The organism is Longispora urticae (assembly GCF_053902585.1).
This window is the reverse complement of the sequence record NZ_JAQZSH010000035.1, coordinates 89,558-104,644: the sequence shown is the minus strand read 5'-3', so window position 1 is coordinate 104,644 and position 15,087 is coordinate 89,558. Positions and strand designations below refer to the sequence as shown.

Annotated in this window: 14 protein-coding genes; 4 read left to right on the top strand and 10 right to left on the bottom strand. The window is 72.4% G+C overall.

All coding sequences use genetic code 11. The annotated features are described in order from the left end of the window. Positions 1-14: 14 nt before the first annotated feature. From PT931_RS23005 to PT931_RS22995, 3 genes are all read left to right on the top strand, one after another. Entirely contained in the window at positions 15-380 is a 366-nt protein-coding gene (locus PT931_RS23005) for a DUF742 domain-containing protein (protein ID WP_363730761.1), read from the top strand. Position 381: 1 nt separating this feature from the next. Continuing rightward, entirely contained in the window at positions 382-987 is a 606-nt protein-coding gene (locus PT931_RS23000) for a GTP-binding protein (RefSeq protein ID WP_372445278.1), read from the top strand. Positions 988-1,114: 127 nt separating this feature from the next. Further along, positions 1,115-1,837, top strand: coding sequence for an HAD family hydrolase (locus tag PT931_RS22995; RefSeq protein ID WP_456247825.1), 723 nt, complete (start codon positions 1,115-1,117; stop codon positions 1,835-1,837). Positions 1,838-1,851: 14 nt separating this feature from the next. Here the strand turns inward: PT931_RS22995 and PT931_RS22990 are convergent, their stop codons facing one another. The 8 genes from PT931_RS22990 to PT931_RS22955 form a co-directional block, all read right to left on the bottom strand. Beyond that, on the bottom strand, positions 1,852-2,214 hold the full coding sequence (locus PT931_RS22990; RefSeq protein WP_231400526.1) for a roadblock/LC7 domain-containing protein: 363 nt from the start codon (positions 2,212-2,214) through the stop codon (positions 1,852-1,854). 27 nt (positions 2,215-2,241) lie between these two features. Beyond that, the gene (locus tag PT931_RS22985) at positions 2,242-4,377 is read right to left on the bottom strand and encodes a transposase (protein WP_456247824.1); all 2,136 of its coding nucleotides are present in this window, start codon (positions 4,375-4,377) and stop codon (positions 2,242-2,244) included. 34 nt (positions 4,378-4,411) lie between these two features. Then, positions 4,412-5,281, bottom strand: coding sequence for a DNA primase (locus PT931_RS22980; RefSeq protein ID WP_456247823.1), 870 nt, complete (start codon positions 5,279-5,281; stop codon positions 4,412-4,414). A gap of 183 nt (positions 5,282-5,464) precedes the next feature. Then, positions 5,465-7,099: an enoyl-CoA hydratase-related protein gene (locus tag PT931_RS22975; protein WP_456247822.1), complete on the bottom strand. Its 1,635-nt coding sequence runs from the start codon at positions 7,097-7,099 to the stop codon at positions 5,465-5,467. Between the two features lie 159 nt (positions 7,100-7,258). Continuing rightward, entirely contained in the window at positions 7,259-8,074 is an 816-nt protein-coding gene (locus tag PT931_RS22970; protein WP_456247821.1) for an aldehyde dehydrogenase family protein, read from the bottom strand. Further along, the gene (locus PT931_RS22965) at positions 8,067-9,485 is read right to left on the bottom strand and encodes an aldehyde dehydrogenase family protein (RefSeq protein WP_456247820.1); all 1,419 of its coding nucleotides are present in this window, start codon (positions 9,483-9,485) and stop codon (positions 8,067-8,069) included. The genes PT931_RS22970 and PT931_RS22965 overlap by 8 nt, the downstream gene beginning before the upstream one ends. Continuing rightward, entirely contained in the window at positions 9,485-10,417 is a 933-nt protein-coding gene (gene deoC / locus PT931_RS22960; RefSeq protein WP_456247819.1) for a deoxyribose-phosphate aldolase, read from the bottom strand. Before deoC ends, PT931_RS22965 begins: the two co-directional genes overlap by 1 nt. Positions 10,418-10,458: 41 nt before the next feature. Then, on the bottom strand, positions 10,459-10,803 hold the full coding sequence (locus PT931_RS22955) for an MmpS family transport accessory protein (RefSeq protein ID WP_456247818.1): 345 nt from the start codon (positions 10,801-10,803) through the stop codon (positions 10,459-10,461). A 45-nt stretch (positions 10,804-10,848) separates the two neighbouring features. Here PT931_RS22955 and upp point away from each other — a divergent pair, with 45 nt between their 5' ends. Further along, a complete protein-coding gene (gene upp / locus PT931_RS22950; RefSeq protein ID WP_363730780.1) occupies positions 10,849-11,481 on the top strand; it encodes a uracil phosphoribosyltransferase in 633 nt (210 codons plus the stop codon). A 120-nt stretch (positions 11,482-11,601) separates the two neighbouring features. On the opposite strand, the gene PT931_RS22945 is transcribed toward upp, so the two are convergent. Both PT931_RS22945 and PT931_RS22940 read right to left on the bottom strand, forming a co-directional pair. After that, entirely contained in the window at positions 11,602-13,248 is a 1,647-nt protein-coding gene (locus PT931_RS22945) for a phospho-sugar mutase (protein WP_456247817.1), read from the bottom strand. 32 nt (positions 13,249-13,280) lie between these two features. After that, positions 13,281-15,080 (bottom strand): serine/threonine-protein kinase, encoded by a 1,800-nt coding sequence (locus tag PT931_RS22940; protein WP_456247816.1) that lies wholly within the window; start codon positions 15,078-15,080, stop codon positions 13,281-13,283. Positions 15,081-15,087 lie beyond the last annotated feature (7 nt).

The following is a 15,087-nucleotide window of genomic DNA, read 5'->3' as shown; positions in this document are numbered from 1 at the left end:
GGGAGTGAGGCAACATGGCTGAGCGTGATGAGCCGACCGGGGCACTGGTCCGGCCGTACGCTGTCACCCGTGGCCGCACCAGGCCCCGGCTGGATATAGCACTGGAGGCACTGGTCGAGACCACGGATCGTGGTCGGCGCGAAGGGCTGGTGTTCGGGAGCGAGCAGCAGCACATCGCCGGGCTGTGCACCGGACGACTCCAGTCCCTCGCGGAGATCTCCGCCAGAATGGCGCTGCCCCTCGGCGTCACGCGGGTCCTGGTCGCGGACATGGCGACGGATGGATTGGTAGCGGTGCACGCGCCCTCCGGAATAGATGCCAACGGTGGCGTAGGCACAGATTTGCTGGAGCGAGTTTTGAGTGGACTTCGGAGGCTGTGACGTGACGTACGAGAATGCGGCGTACGACGCTTCGGCCGCCCAGAGAGTGACCTCCGCGAAGATCGTGATCGCGGGCGGTTTCGGCGTCGGCAAGACCACGCTGGTGGGCTCGGTTTCGGAGATCACCCCGCTGACCACCGAGGCGATCATGACCTCGGCCAGCGTGGGCGTCGACGACAACAAGGACGTGCCCGGCAAGACGACCACGACGGTGGCCATGGACTTCGGTCGGATCACCATCGACCGGGATCTCATCCTGTACCTGTTCGGCACCCCCGGCCAGACGCGGTTCTGGTTCATGTGGGACGAGCTGGTACGCGGTGCGATCGGTGCCGTGGTGCTCGTGGACACCCGACGGCTCGCGGACTGCTTCGCGGCCATCGACTTCTTCGAGCACCGCCGGCTGCCGTACCTGATCGCGGTGAACTGTTTCGACGGCCAGAACTTCCACGAGCTGCAGGACGTCCGCGAGGCCCTGGCGATCCCGGACGACATTCCGGTGATCTCCACGGACGCGCGGAGCCGGGAGTCGACCAAGCAGACTCTCATCACCCTCGTGGAGTACGTGCTGTCGATGCGCAAGCCGCGCGCGGGAGCACCCGTCTGATCCGAACTGGACGCGGCCCCCGGATTCCACAGTGGAGTCCGGGGGCCGTGTTTTTCGGGGCTACGGGCGAGGTGGCCGGCGGCTAGAGTTCGGCGGGTAGCCGATCCGTTCCGCTCGGGAGTGCGCCGTGCCGACCAGCCATGTCCTGTTCGACTTCTTCGGCACCCTCGTCGGTTACTCCGGTCGGCCGGCCCGCCCCGTACCGCACCGGACCCACGCGCTGGCCCGCGAGTTCGGGGCGGAGGTGGGACTCGGGGAGTTCACCGCCGGATGGTCGGCTGTCCGGGCCGAGTTCAAGGCGCGATGCGACGTCGATGACAGCGAGTACGCCACGGTGGACGCCGCCGCCGAGTACCTGACGAACCGGTTGGGCCTGCGGTCGACGCGCGCCGAGGCCGAGGCGTTCGCCGACTGCCTTCTCGACGAGTGGGCCTCCGACCTGGTCTGGTTCGACGGGCTCGCGCAGCTGCTCCGTACGCTGCGCGCCGACCACCGGCTCGCCGTGGTGTCCAACACGCACAGCTCGACCCTGGTCCCCCGGTGTCTGCGGAACCTGGGGGTGGCCGACCTCTTCGACGTGGTGGTGCTGTCGGTGGATGTCGGCTGGCGCAAGCCGCACCCGAGGATCTACGCGGCGGCCCTGGCCGAGCTGGGCGCGGAGCCGGCCGACGCGGTGTTCGTGGGCGACACGCATCTCGCTGACTTCCTCGGCCCCGAACGGGCCGGCATCCGGTCCTACCTCATCGACCCGCGGGGCGAGGCTCCGATCCCGGACGACCGCAGGCTGTCCACGGTGTTCGACCTGCCGGACGCGCTGGCCCGGCACGCTGCCGGCCCCGGTCCCGCGTAGCCCCGCCGAACCGCCTAGAGCAGGGTCACCAGCAGCGGCCGGACCCGGTCCACGAACAGCCCGACCTCGTACCCCAGTCGTTCGCGGTCCGCGTCGCTGTTCGCCAGCATGGTCAGGCCGACCCGGGCCGCCACCGGCGCGGCCAGCACCAGCCCCATCTGCATCTCGACGATCACCTGGTGCGGGGCGCCGAAGCCCATCACCTGACCGGCGCCGCTGGCGATGCTCAGCAGCCCGGCGCCGATGCCGGCGAGCTGCTCGGCGCGGTCGGTCGGCAGGCCCGGCGACACGGCGACGGGAATGCCCTCAACGGAGGCCAGGACGGCATGGGTGAGCCCTGGGGTGTCGGTGACGAGCGTGCCCAGCAATGAGCCCATGCTGCTCGCGTAAAAATCCACTTCCGCCTATGCTTCGACGCCGCGTCCGCGCTGCCAGCCGCGGAAGTATCCACTGGTGTGTGCCGCGATCTCGGCCGCGTCCCGTCGGGCGGGCATCGGCCTCTCCACGGTGAGCGGGGCCGCGCTGCCGGGCACCAGGTTGGCCTGGGGCACCCGACGGGGCAGCCCTCCGCCCGTGGTGCCGCCGACGGCCGGCCGGCTGGCCTTGTCCGCCGCACGCCATCCGGCGTCGGCGGTGCCACCCCATTCGAACTCGGACTCCGGGTTCGGGTCGGTGAACCACGCGGACCGGGCCGCGGAGAAGATCAGAAGTTCGCCGTCGCCGCCCTCTTCGGGGATCGGGGCGGTCCGGGGCTCGACGGTGGCACGCGCGGCGGGCCGGCGCCGGGACCCGGCACGACCGCCGTCCCGCTCGCCGACGAGCCGCAACGGGCGCTCCTCGGGGGCGTGCGGGGCGGGGGCCAGGGAGTCCGGGCCGTCGAGATTGAGCGTGGGCTCGGGGCCCGGCATCAGCGAACCCTCGGCGAAGCTGGGCTTGCGCGGGGGCGCGGCCTGCGGCGGCGGGGGCGGCGGCTGGCGCAGTGCCGGGTCGGCCAGCGGGGCCGGCTCGACCAGGCGGAGCGCCGGCGGCTCCTCCGGCAGGTCGTCGGACTGCCACGGCGGGGCGATCCGGGTCTGCTGGGGCTGGTTCGGCGGGGCCGGCAGCAGCGTCGGCTGGGTGTTCACGATCGTCGGCGCGACGGGCGGCGGCACAGGCATGACCCGGGGCGTGAACGGCGCGGACTGCTCGGTCGGCGCCGGGGGCTGGGCCGGCGGCGCGGGCGGGGGCGTGGGCTCGGGGCCCCGGCGGCGGCCGGAGACCTGGCCGGGCATGGTCGAGAACGCGCCCGACAGGTTGCGCCGGCCGCGACCGGTGGTCTGCTCCTCGGAGGCCGCCGGTACGACGGGCATCGCGGCCGTGGTCGACGACGGGGTCGGGACGCTCGTCAGGGTCAGCTTGGGCTGCGGCCAGTCCTGGGAGGTGGGCGGGGTGGCCGAGGCGGCGGGGGCCAACGGGGCCGGCGTACCGGGGAAGACCGGCACGATGCCCGGGGGCGGCGGCGGCAGCGTACCCCCCGTGCGGGTGGGCAGTTTCTCCACCGGCGGCTGCGGGGCCGCGGCGGCGGCCGGGGGGAAGGACTCGGGCGCGGCGGGCGGGAAGGCCTGCGGCGCGGGGGTCGGCTCCGGCTCGGGACGGGCCCGGCGGCGGGTCGACGGCGCGGCCGGGGCGGCCGGCGGCGGGGTCGTGGCCCGGTTGGCGGCGGTGATGGCGGCGGCCGGCCGGCCGGGCAGGCCCGGGGGCTCCAGCCGGTCGTTGAGCGCCTCGACGAGCGCGGCGGCCCCGGACTCCCCGGCCCGGACGGCGGCGACGGCCTGACGCACCGCGGCGGCCACGGCGGCCGTCGTGGAGCGGCCCAGGCCGGCCTTGCGGGGGGAGCCGGTCACGGCGGTGCGCAGCGCCTCGATGGAGGCCGCGACCTCGCCCACGTCGGCGGCGAGCCCGTCGTTGACCAGGTTCTCGGCGAGCTGGGCGGGCTTGACCCGGACGGGCAGGCCCGGCTCGGGCAGCGAGTCGAGGACGGCGAGCGGGATCAGCTCGGCCGGGTCCCGGTACGCCCGGAGCGCGGCCGGGTACAGCTCGCGGAGCACCTCGCGCAGGGCGACCGCGCTGGCCTGCCGGCCCGTGATCAGGGCGGAGTGCGCGGCGAGCACCGGACGCAGTGCGGCCAGGTCGCGGGGGGCAGGGTGTGGCGTGGGCAGCAACGCGCCGCGCTGCAGGGCCCGGGCGAGCATGCCCGCGTGCCCCGCCTCGTCGCGGCCGTCGGTGTCGGGGTCGCCGACACTGGACGGGTCGGCGAACGCGATCAGCCGACCGGCCGCCGCGAAGAGCCGGGCGATGACCCGGGTCTCGGCGTCGGCGGCGATCGGCACGGCCGCGGGCGTCGCCGTCTGCTCAGCGAGCAGCCCGACGACGGTGCCGTACCCGGCCGGGTCGTCCGTCACCTCGACAACGGCGAGAACGCGCCCGGCGTCGTCGACAACCGCGACGCCGAGTCGTTCACCGGCTTGTGCCAGTCCGCAGTACACGCCCAACGATGCCACCTCCAAGGACTACACCGATGCTCCCTGGTCAGGGTCAGTCGCGCCAGTCCGTAGCGGCAGAGATCTTGCCGATGATCGTGCGCCAGGCGAGAGCTGCCTGTTCTGCCCCGATTTTCTTGGTACGCCGCTTCGCGAGGAAGCCGCCGAATCCACCCTCGACACTCTTGCGGAGCGACTCGTCGAGATCGTCGAGCGGGGAACCGGGGGAGATCGAGGTCCGGACCGACTCGAGCTTGAGCGCGTAGGCCAGATCGCGGGTCAGTTCGCCTGCGGAGATCAGCAGGTCAGCGTCCCAGGCGTCGTGGCCGCCGCGGAGGTTCTCCACGACCAGGTCCAGCTCGTAGGTGTCGTCCTCGGCCGGGACCAGCTGCTCGACGGACAGTTTGCCGGCGACCTTGTCCCACCCGTCGAGCGCGGCGAGGTCGTGCGGCGCTTCGGAGGAGACAAAAGCGGCGAGCCCTTCCACGGTACGGAAGAGCAGCAGCTTGCCCCGGCGCGACAGGAAGAGCGGAACCTCCTCGACCACGGGTTCCGCCGGCTCGGCGTCCTCGTCGTCCTCGGGCTCGTCCTCGAAATCCTTGGGGTCGGGCTCGTCGTAGTCGGCGTCCTCGGGGTCGACGTCGTCGTCCCCGTCGTGGTCGACCTCGGCCTTCTCCTCGCCACGGACGACCCGGCGGCGGGCCACGGGCTCGTCGTCGTCGGCGACCCGGGTGACCAGCTCGTCGGTCTCGGACGCCTCGTCGTCGGAGGTGTCCTCCTCGACGGCCTCGGGGAGTTCGTCGGACATCCGATAGGCGCGGAGTGTGTAGCCCACGCCGGCGGGCAGTGCCACGCACACCGGCTGAATCCGGACATCGGTCCAGAACTCGTCTACCTCGTCGGTCCGCTCAAACTCGTTATCCACAGCGTTGTCCACAACTCCGCTACCCGATGCCACGTGGTCCCCGCCACCCTACCGTCTGGGCGCTCAGGCGCTCGCCAACCGAGGCTCGCGACTTCGCACCTTAGTCCTTGCCGACCACAAACACACGGACGAGGGGCCCGCCAAACCCGGATCATCGGGTGAGGCGGGCCCCTGACACCGATGTCAGGGTCGGCAGGTGAGCTTCGCCGGGGTCTCGCTCGGACGCCGTTTGTGGACGAAGGTGTCCCGGGCGGCGGCGAACCCGCTCCGGTCGTCGTACATGTCCACGGCCATCTCCGCCAGCTCCCTGGCCTCGTAGTAGTCGAGCGGCCGGTCGCCGGTGTGCCGGGCGTCGACGATGTTGCGCCACGCGCCCGGCTCGGCGTACCGGTCGGCGAGCGACGCCAGCCAGCTGTCGAACTCGGCGGGCGCGCCCGGCCCGACGAGGTCCACGAGGCCGAGCTTCATGGCGCGTTCGGTGCCGACGGGCAACTTGGCGCCGAGGAGCTCCAGCGCGGTCTCCTGGCCCACCCGGCGGGGCAACGTCAGGGAGTGCAGCTCCGAGCCGTACAACCCGATGTCGTAGTAGGGGTTGAGGACGACGCCCGAACGGGCGGTGACCACGTCGGCGCCGAGGGCCATCATGACCCCGCCCGCGCCGGCGTTGCCGGTGAAGGCGGTGATGGTCAGCTGGCCGGTGGACTCGATCAGGGCCCGGCACACGTTGTTGATGGCCCGGATGTTGGCCCAGGCCGCGGCGGCCGGGTCGGTGGCGGCCTCGATCTCGCCGAGGTGGATGCCGTTGCAGAACACGTCGTGCCCGGCCCGCAGGACGAGCACCCGGGTGTCCTGGCCGGCGGCGTGTCGCAGGGCCGCCTCCAGCCGCATGCACTGTTCGACGCCGGCCGCGCCGTTGTAGAAGGTGAAGGTGAGCTCGCCGACGGGGCCACGCCGCCGGTACCGGATCTCGCGGGGGCCGTCGGCGACCCGGGGCGCGTGCACGGGCAGCACGGTCGTCGCGGGCAGCTTGATCCCGCCGGGCAGCTTGAGCTGGCCGATCCAGACGGCGCCCTTCCCGGCGGCGACGAGCAGGTGCCCGTTGCGCCGGCCGACGATCTGGCCCGGTTCGCCGGGGGCGGTGCCGGGTGGGGCGAGCCGGGCGTCGAAGGCGCTGACCTCGGTGCCGTGCAGCACGGTCCGGACGCCGGGGTAGCCGTCGGCCGCCCGGATCCGCCGGACGATGTCGGCGGCGTCGTCGGCCCAGTCGAAGCCGCGGGCGGCCTGCTTGAGGACCGGCTGGGACCGGGTGCCGGGGACGGGGCGTTCGGCCTCGGCGAGCGGGACGGGGTGGAAGCCCGGGTCGGCGGCCTTCTCGGCGACCTCCAGGGCGATCTCGACGGCCGCCTCGGTGACGGGGCCGCCGTAGAGGGCGGACTTGCGGACCGGCTCGGTCGGCATGGGGAACGTCCGGTGGGCCCAGATCGGGCCGGCGTCGAACTCCTCGACGGCCTGGATGGCGGTGACCCCCCACACGGGGGCCGCTTCCATGATCGCGCGGTCCAGTGAGGACGGACCCTGATCGCCGACGGGTCCGGGATGGATGATGACCGTCGGCCACTTCCGCCAGACCTCGGCGGGAACCCTCTCCTTCAGGTACGGGCACAGGACCAGGTCCGGTTGCGCTGCGTGCACGGCGTCGGTGACCTGCTCGGAGTCGAGACACAGCTCGACGGTGACGTGATGGCCCTTTGTTCTGAGTTCGTCCCAGACGCGCTGGGTCAGGCCATTGAACGCGGAAACCAGGAGGAGTATGCGCACGAATACAGAGCGTACGGATGACTACGCGAAAGGGACAAGAGAACAACTCCACTTTGGCACAGTCTGCATCATGCACTGTATCGAACTGGTTCAGTTCGGTCACGAACGCGCCAACGGGCACACAGTACTAACGCTGTGTGCCCGTCGTGCGTTACGCGGTCAGGAGCCCTTGGGGTGCCAGACGGTCTTGGTCTCCAGGAAGGACGTCAGCCGCTTCAGGCCCGGCTCGGCGGCCCAGTCCGGGGTCGACGGCCGCAGGACCCGCTTGAGGTTCTGGGCCGCGGCGATCTCCAGGTCCACGCCGAGCGCGGGGTCGGAGACGCCGGTCAGGTCGAGGGCGTTGACGTCGAGGTGCGAGGCCAGCCACGGGGCCACCTCGGCGGTCGAGCCGGTCAGGATGTTGACCACCCCGCCGGGCAGGTCCGAGGTCGCCATGACCTCGCCGAGGGTGACCGCCGCGAGCGGGGACTCCTCGGACGCGAGCACGACGACGGTGTTGCCGGTGGCGATCACCGGCGCGATCACGCTGACCAGGCCGAGCAGCGGCGAGGCGGGCGCGACGACCGCCACGACACCGGTGGGCTCGGGGGCGGACAGGTTGAAGTACGGGCCGGCGACCGGGTTCGCGCCGCCGACGACCTGGGCGATCTTGTCGGTCCAGCCCGCGTACCAGACCCAGCGATCGACCGCCGCGTCCACCTCGGCCGGCTTCGAACCGAGCGCGACGAACTCGTCCCGGCGGCCCTCCAGCATCTCGGCGATCCGGTAGAGCACCTGGCCCCGGTTGTAGGCGGTCGCCCCCGACCAGCCCTTCACGGCCGCCCGGGCGGCGAGCACCGCGTCCCGGGCGTCCTTGCGCGACGCCTTGGCGACGTTGGAGTCCTGCACCCGGTACGTCCGTCCTGACTCGCTACGCGGGAACTTGCCCCCCACGTACAACTTGTAGGTCTTGAGAACCGCCAGCCGGTCAGACATCGAGGTACCCCTCCAGGCCGTGCCGGCCGCCCTCCCGGCCGTAGCCGGACTCCTTGTAGCCGCCGAACGGCGACGTGGGGTCGAACTTGTTGAACGTGTTGGCCCAGACAACACCGGCGCGCAGCTTGTCCGCCATCGACAGGATTCGGGAGCCCTTCTCGGTCCAGATCCCGGCCGACAGACCGTAGGGGGTGTTGTTGGCCTTCTCCACCGCCTCGGCTGGGGTGCGGAAGGTCAGCACGGACAGCACCGGCCCGAACACCTCCTCCTGGGCGATCCGGTGCGCCTGGGTCACGCCGGTGAAGATGGTCGGCGCGAACCAGAAGCCCTTGCTCGGCAGCTCGCACGGCGGCGACCAGCGCTCGGCCTCCGCGGAACCGATCTCCGCGAGGGCGGTGATCCGGGCCAGCTGCTCGGCGGAGTTGATCGCGCCGATGTCGGTGTTCTTGTCCAGCGGGTCGCCGACGCGCAGGGTCGCCATCCGGCGCTTGAGGGCCTCGAGCACCTGGTCGGCGACCGATTCCTGCACGAGCAGCCGGGAGCCGGCGCAGCACACGTGGCCCTGGTTGAAGAAGATCCCGTTGACGATGCCCTCGACGGCCTGGTCGAGCGCCGCGTCCTCGAAGACGATGTTGGCGGCCTTGCCGCCCAGTTCCAAGGTCACCTTCTTCCGGGTACCGGCGACGCTGCGCGCGATCAGCCGGCCCACCTCGGTCGAACCGGTGAAGGCGACCTTGTCCACGCCCGGGTGGTTGACGATCGCGGCCCCGGTCGCGCCCGCGCCGGTCACGATGTTGACCACGCCCGGCGGCAGGTCGGCCTGCTGGCAGATCTCGGCGAACAGCAGCGCGGTCAGCGGGGTGGTCTCCGCCGGCTTGAGCACCACGGTGTTGCCGGTGGCCAGGGCCGGGGCGATCTTCCACGCGAGCATCAGCAGCGGGAAGTTCCACGGGATGACCTGGCCGGCCACGCCCAGCGGCTGCGGGTTCGGGCCGAAGCCCGCGTACGACAGCTTGTCGGCCCAGCCGGCGTAGTAGAAGAAGTGCGCGGCGACCAGCGGCACGTCGACGTCGCGGGACTCCTTGATCGGCTTGCCGTTGTCCAGGGACTCCAGCACCGCGAGCTCGCGGGCGCGCTCCTGGAGGATCCGGGCGATCCGGAACAGGTACTTGCCCCGCTCCTTGCCCGGCATCTTCGACCACTTCTTGAACGCCTTGCGCGCGGCGGCCACCGCCCGGTCCACGTCCGCCTCGTCGGCGAGCGCGACCTCGGCGAGGACCTCCTCGGTGGCCGGGTTGATCGTCTTGAACGCGCCGGAGCCGTCGGTGAACTTCCCGTCGACGAACAGCCCGTAGCTGGGCTTGAGGTCGACGATCGCCGTGGACTCGGGGGCGGGAGCGTACGTAAACATCAGTCCACCGTCATGTAGTCGGGGCCGGAGTAGTGGCCGGTCCGCAGCTTGTGCCGCTGCATGAGCAGGTCGTTGAGCAGGGTGGACGCGCCGAACCGGAACCAGTCCGGGTCCAGCCAGTCGGGGCCGGCGATCTCGTTGACCGTCACCAGGTACTTGATCGCGTCCTTGCTCGTCCGGATCCCGCCGGCCGGCTTCACGCCGATCTTGGTGCCGGTGGCGTCGCGGTAGTCGCGGACGGCCTCCAGCATCAGCAGCGTCGTCGGCAGGGTGGCGGCGGGGGACACCTTGCCGGTGGAGGTCTTGATGAAGTGCGCGCCGGCCATCATCGCGAGCCAGGAGGCCCGGCGGATGTTGTCGTAGGTGGCGAGCTCGCCCGTCTCGAGGATCACCTTGAGGTGGGCGTCGCCACAGGCCTCCCGGACCGCCTTGATCTCCTCGTAGACGTGCAGGTAGTCCCCGGCCAGGAAAGCGCCCCGGCTGATCACCATGTCGATCTCGTCGGCGCCGGCCGCGACCGCCGCCCGGGTGTCGTCGAGCTTCACGTTCAGCGGGGCCTGCCCGGCGGGGAACGCGGTGGCGACGCTGGCGAGGTGGACCTTCGACCCGCGAAGCTCCTCGTGGGCGACCGCGACCATGCTCGGGTACACGCAGACCGCCGCCGTCGAGGGGCAGTCCGGGTCGCTCGGGTCGGGCCGCATCGCCTTGGCGCACAGCGCGCGCACCTTGCCCGGGGTGTCCGCGCCCTCCAGGGTGGTCAGGTCGACCATCCGCAGGGCGAGGTCCAGCGCGTACGCCTTCGCCGTGGTCTTGATCGAGCGGGTGCTCAGGCCAGCGGCCCTCTGCTCCAGCCCGACCGCGTCAACTCCCGGGAGACCGTGGAGAAATGCGCGTAAAGTCGCATTCGAGGGACTGGTTAACAACGCCGTCATGCCCCGGAGTCTAGTGCGGGGGCATAACGGGCGGACCCGTCTCAGCCCAGAGTGGTGTCACACTTCACGACGGGTACGTCCGTGCTGGTCTTCGTGCTGACCACCTGCCCGTCGACCTTCAGGACGCAGACCAGCGCGCCGTCGCCGGCCCCGTTCGTCAGCACCGACATGTAGGCGCCGGTGCGCGATTTCACGGTCAGCGTCCACGGCAGGGCCACCACCTGACCCTTGATCAGCTGGGCGTCGCCGTTGACGTACGCGACCTCGGCCGTCTCCTGTCCCGACACCTCGTACACCACCGTGTGCTCGCGGGTCGGCTCCCGGCCGCCACACGCCCCGGTCACGGCCACCGCGGCGCACAGCACGCCGATTCGCAGGAAGGACATGGCGGACAAGATACCGTGACGCCGGACACCCGCTAGCCTGAGTCCGTGGATGTCCTCGTTGTCGAACACCCCCTTGCCCAGGCCCGGCTCACCGTCATGCGCGACGAGCGCAGCGACTCGGCCACCTTCCGGGCGGCCCTGCACGAACTGACCACGATGCTCGCGTACGAGGCGACCCGTGATCTCGCCGTCGACCGGCCGGCGATCCGGACGCCGGTGACCGACACGTACGGCATCGCGCTGGCCAACCCGCCGCTGCTCGTACCCGTGCTGCGCGCCGGCCTCGGGATGGCCGACGCCGCCCTGGGCCTGCTCCCGGAGTCCTCGATGGGCTTCGTCGGCCTGGCCCGCGACGAGGCCACCTACGAGCCCCGCGCGTACCTGGAGTCGCTGCCCGCCGACCTGACCGGCAAGCCCGTGATCGTGCTCGACCCGATGGTCGCGACCGGCGGCTCGCTGGAGCACTGCGTCCGGCTGCTGCACGACCGGGGCGCCACGGACATCACGGTGCTGTGCTGCCTGGCCGCCCCGGAGGCGCTGCGCCGGCTCGACGAGAGCGGGCTGCCGATGCGGATCGTCACGGCGAGCATCGACGAGGGCCTCAACGAGCACCGGTTCATCGTCCCGGGCCTCGGCGACGCGGGGGACCGCCAGTTCGGCGGCATGCCTCGGTTCTAGGCATACCGTGCCCCAAGGCATGCCCCGCTTCTAGGCATACCGTGCCCCAAGGCATGCCTCGGTTCTAGGCATACCGGAGCCGGCGCCGCCCGCGTCCCGCGCGGCCGGCGCCCGCCCGACTCACCAGATCCCCAGTGCCGCTGCCATCTCCGTGCGCAACGCCGAGATGGCAGCGGACCCCAACTGCCGGGCCGCCGCCACGTCCCCGTCGTGCACCGGCTCCACGACCTCCAGGTACGCCTTCAGCTTCGGCTCCGTCCCCGACGGCCGCACCACCACCCGCAGCCCGTCGCCGCGCAGGATCACCACGTCCGCGTCGGGCAGCAGGTCCTCGACCCGGACGGACTCGTCCAGGAGCGTGGTCGGCGGCTTCGCCCGCAGCCGGGCCATCGCGCTGGTGATCTCGGACAGGTCGTCCACCCGGACCGCGAGCTGGTCGGTGACGTAACAGCCGAACTCGCTCGCCAACTCGTCCAGCCGGTCGCCCAGCCCGCGCAGTTCGGACCGCAGCCCGGCGGCGAGCTCCGCGACGGTCAGCGCGGCCGTGATCCCGTCCTTGTCCCGGGCGATGGCGGGGGCGACGCAGTAGCCGAGGGCCTCCTCGTAGCCGAAGGCCAGGTCCTCGCCGGCCCGCACGATCCACTTGAACCCGGTCAGCGTCTCGCCGTAGGGCACGCCGCGCTTCGCGCACAGCGCGCGGAGCATGGAGGAGGACACGATCGTCGTCGCGTACCGGCCGCGCACGCCCCGGCGGATCAGGTGGTCGGCGAGCAGGATGCCGACCTCGTCCCCGCGCAGCGTCCGCCAGCCGGTGGGGGTGGGGATCGCGACGGCGCACCGGTCGGCGTCGGGGTCGGTGGCGATCGCGATGTCCGCGCCCACCTCGCGGGCCAGCGCGGTCACCAGGTCCATCGCCCCCGGCTCCTCCGGGTTGGGGAAGGCCACGGTCGGGAAGTCCGGGTCGGGCTCGGCCTGCAACGGCACGACGGCCGGGGCGGCGAAGCCGGCCCGGGTGAACGCCGCCGGCAGGACGGCCCCGCCGACCCCGTGCATCGGCGTGTACGCCACGGCCAGCCCCCGGGGCGAGTCGGCGTCCACGACCCCGGCGGCGGCCGCCAGGTACCCGTCGAGCAGTTCCGGTCCGAGCACCTCCCCGGACTGGCCGAGCGGCACGTCGGCGAGCGGCCCCACGGCGCGGATCGCGGCCTCGATCTCGGCGTCCGCCGGCGCCACGAGCTGGGCGCCCGCGCCGAGGACCCCGCCGAGCTGGGCCCCCAGGTACACCTTGTAGCCGTTGTCCTGGGGCGGGTTGTGGCTCGCGGTGACCATCACGCCCGCCGCCGCGTCGAGCTTGCGGACGGCGTAGGCGAGCACCGGGGTGGGCAGCGGGCCGGGCAGCAGCAGCGCTCGGCGGCCGGCCCCGGTGCTCACCCGGGCGGTCTCCTCGGCGAAGAGCTTCGAACCGTGCCGGGCGTCGTAGCCGATCACCAGCGGGCCGGTGGCGCCCTGTTCGGCGAGCCAGCGGACGAGCCCGGTGGCGGCGGCGCGCACCACGGCGAGGTTCATGCCGTTCGGGCCGGCGCGCAGGGGGCCGCGCAGGCCGGCGGTGCCGAAGGTCAGCGGGCCGGAGAACCGGTCGGCGAGGTCGGCGGCGGTACCGGGCAGACCGGCGAGCAGCCGGGACAGCTCGGAGCTCGTGATCAGATCGGGGTCGTCGGCCAGCCACTCTTCAGCCTGGGCGCGCAGTCGCTCCACGTCGAGGTTCATGGAGCCATGCTGGCATATTTGCGAAGATCGGTTCAGGTTCCCAGCTTGAACGACCGGACCAGTTCCTCGTGGATCGGCAGGCTCTCGGTGAAACGGGTGGCCGGCACGGTCAGGTAGAAGTGGTAGACCTTGCCGTCCTTGACCACGCCCCGCCACAGCCCGCGCCGCAGGGTGTCGCCCGTGCCGCAGGTGTAGTCGAGCTCGGCGGCGGCCAGCCCGGACAGGGTGGTGTCCTTCAGTCCGAGCTGGATGAAGCTCGGGCAGACGTCGGTGCGGGTCTGCAGGCCGTGCGCGGCGACCTCGGCCCAGCGGCGGGAGCTGGTCGCGTTCTCCACGTTGACCCGGATCCGCCGGCCGGTCTTGCCCGGCTCGGTGAAGTCGTAGTACGGGTTCGCGGTGGCGGGGCCGGTCTTGTCCCACCCGGTGGGCACGTTGAGCGAGAACCCGCGCGGGTCCTGGTACGCCGTCGTGGCGAACGCCGGCCCGCTCGGACTGGCGACGGGCTTCTTGCCCTTGTCGGGTTCGTCGCCGGAGAACAGCGCGATCGCACCCACGACGAGCAGCACGAGGACGAGGGCGGCGGCCCCGGCGGGGATGACCCAGCCCGGGAACCTGCGGCCGGCGGCCGGGCGCAGAGCGAGCCCCGGAGGGAGGTTGGCCGGGGGATACCCGCCACCGGGCGGCGGCGGGTATCCGCCATGGCCCTGCGGGGGCACCCCGTGGTGCTGCTGCTGTTGCTGCCAGGCGGGCGGCGGCGGGCGGTCGGCCAGGTTGATGGTCTGCTGGTCCTCGGGCGGCTCGACGGTCGGCGCGGCGCCGGTGGCGACCTCGACCGCTTCGGGCGCGGGGCGGGCGGCGTTCATCCGGGCGTGCCGCTGCGCGGGGGTCTCGCCGGGGGCGAGCATGGCGCGGCCGCCGATCACGCTGTCGGGCTGCTGGTAGACGGGCTTCGGCGGCGGGGCCATCCGGAGCACGGCGTGCGGGTCGGTCTCCTCGGGCGGCGGCTGGCGGTGCGACAGCGGGCCGTCGATCAGTTCGCGGAGCGCGGCGCGGGTCCGGGCGACGTCCCAGCGGCGGCGCGGGTCCTTCTCCAGGAGCCCGTGCAGGATGGCGGTCAGCGGGCCGGCGTTGCGCGGCGGCTCCGGCTGGGCCTGCACGACGGCGTGCATCGTCTCGATCGGGTCGCCCCGGTCGAACGGCGGCCCGCCCTCGACGGCGGTGTACAGCGTGACCCCGAGCGAGAACAGGTCGCTGGGCGGCCCGAACGCCTGCCCCATGGCCCGCTCCGGCGCGATGTAGTGCGGGGAGCCCAGCACCATGCCCGGGGTGGTGAGGTCGCTCTCCATGGTGAGCCGGGCGACCCCGAAGTCGGTGAGTACGCACCGGCCGTCGCCGCTGATCAGCACGTTGGCCGGCTTCACGTCGCGGTGCAGGATGCCGGCGGCGTGCGCGGCCTCCAGGGCGCCGAGCATCGCCAGCCCGATCTTCGCCGTGGCCCGGGCGGTGAGCGGCCCGTCCTCGGTGACGATCTCGGCGACGCTGCGGGCGGCCAGCAGCTCCATGACGAGCCAGGGCCGGCCGCCGTCGGTCACGACGTCGTACATCCGGACCACGGCGGGGTGGTTCAGGCCGGCTGCGGCCCTGGCCTCGCGCAGGGTCCGTTCGATGAGGACATCGCGGTCCGTCTTGGCCATGTTGACCGGGATCAGGACCTCTTTGATGGCCACATCGCGACGAAGTAGCTGGTCGTAGGCGCGCCAGACGGTGCCCATGCCTCCACTGCCGACGGCGGCGCGGAGCATGTACCGTCCGCCGACCGTGGAGCCAGCCACTCCGGGG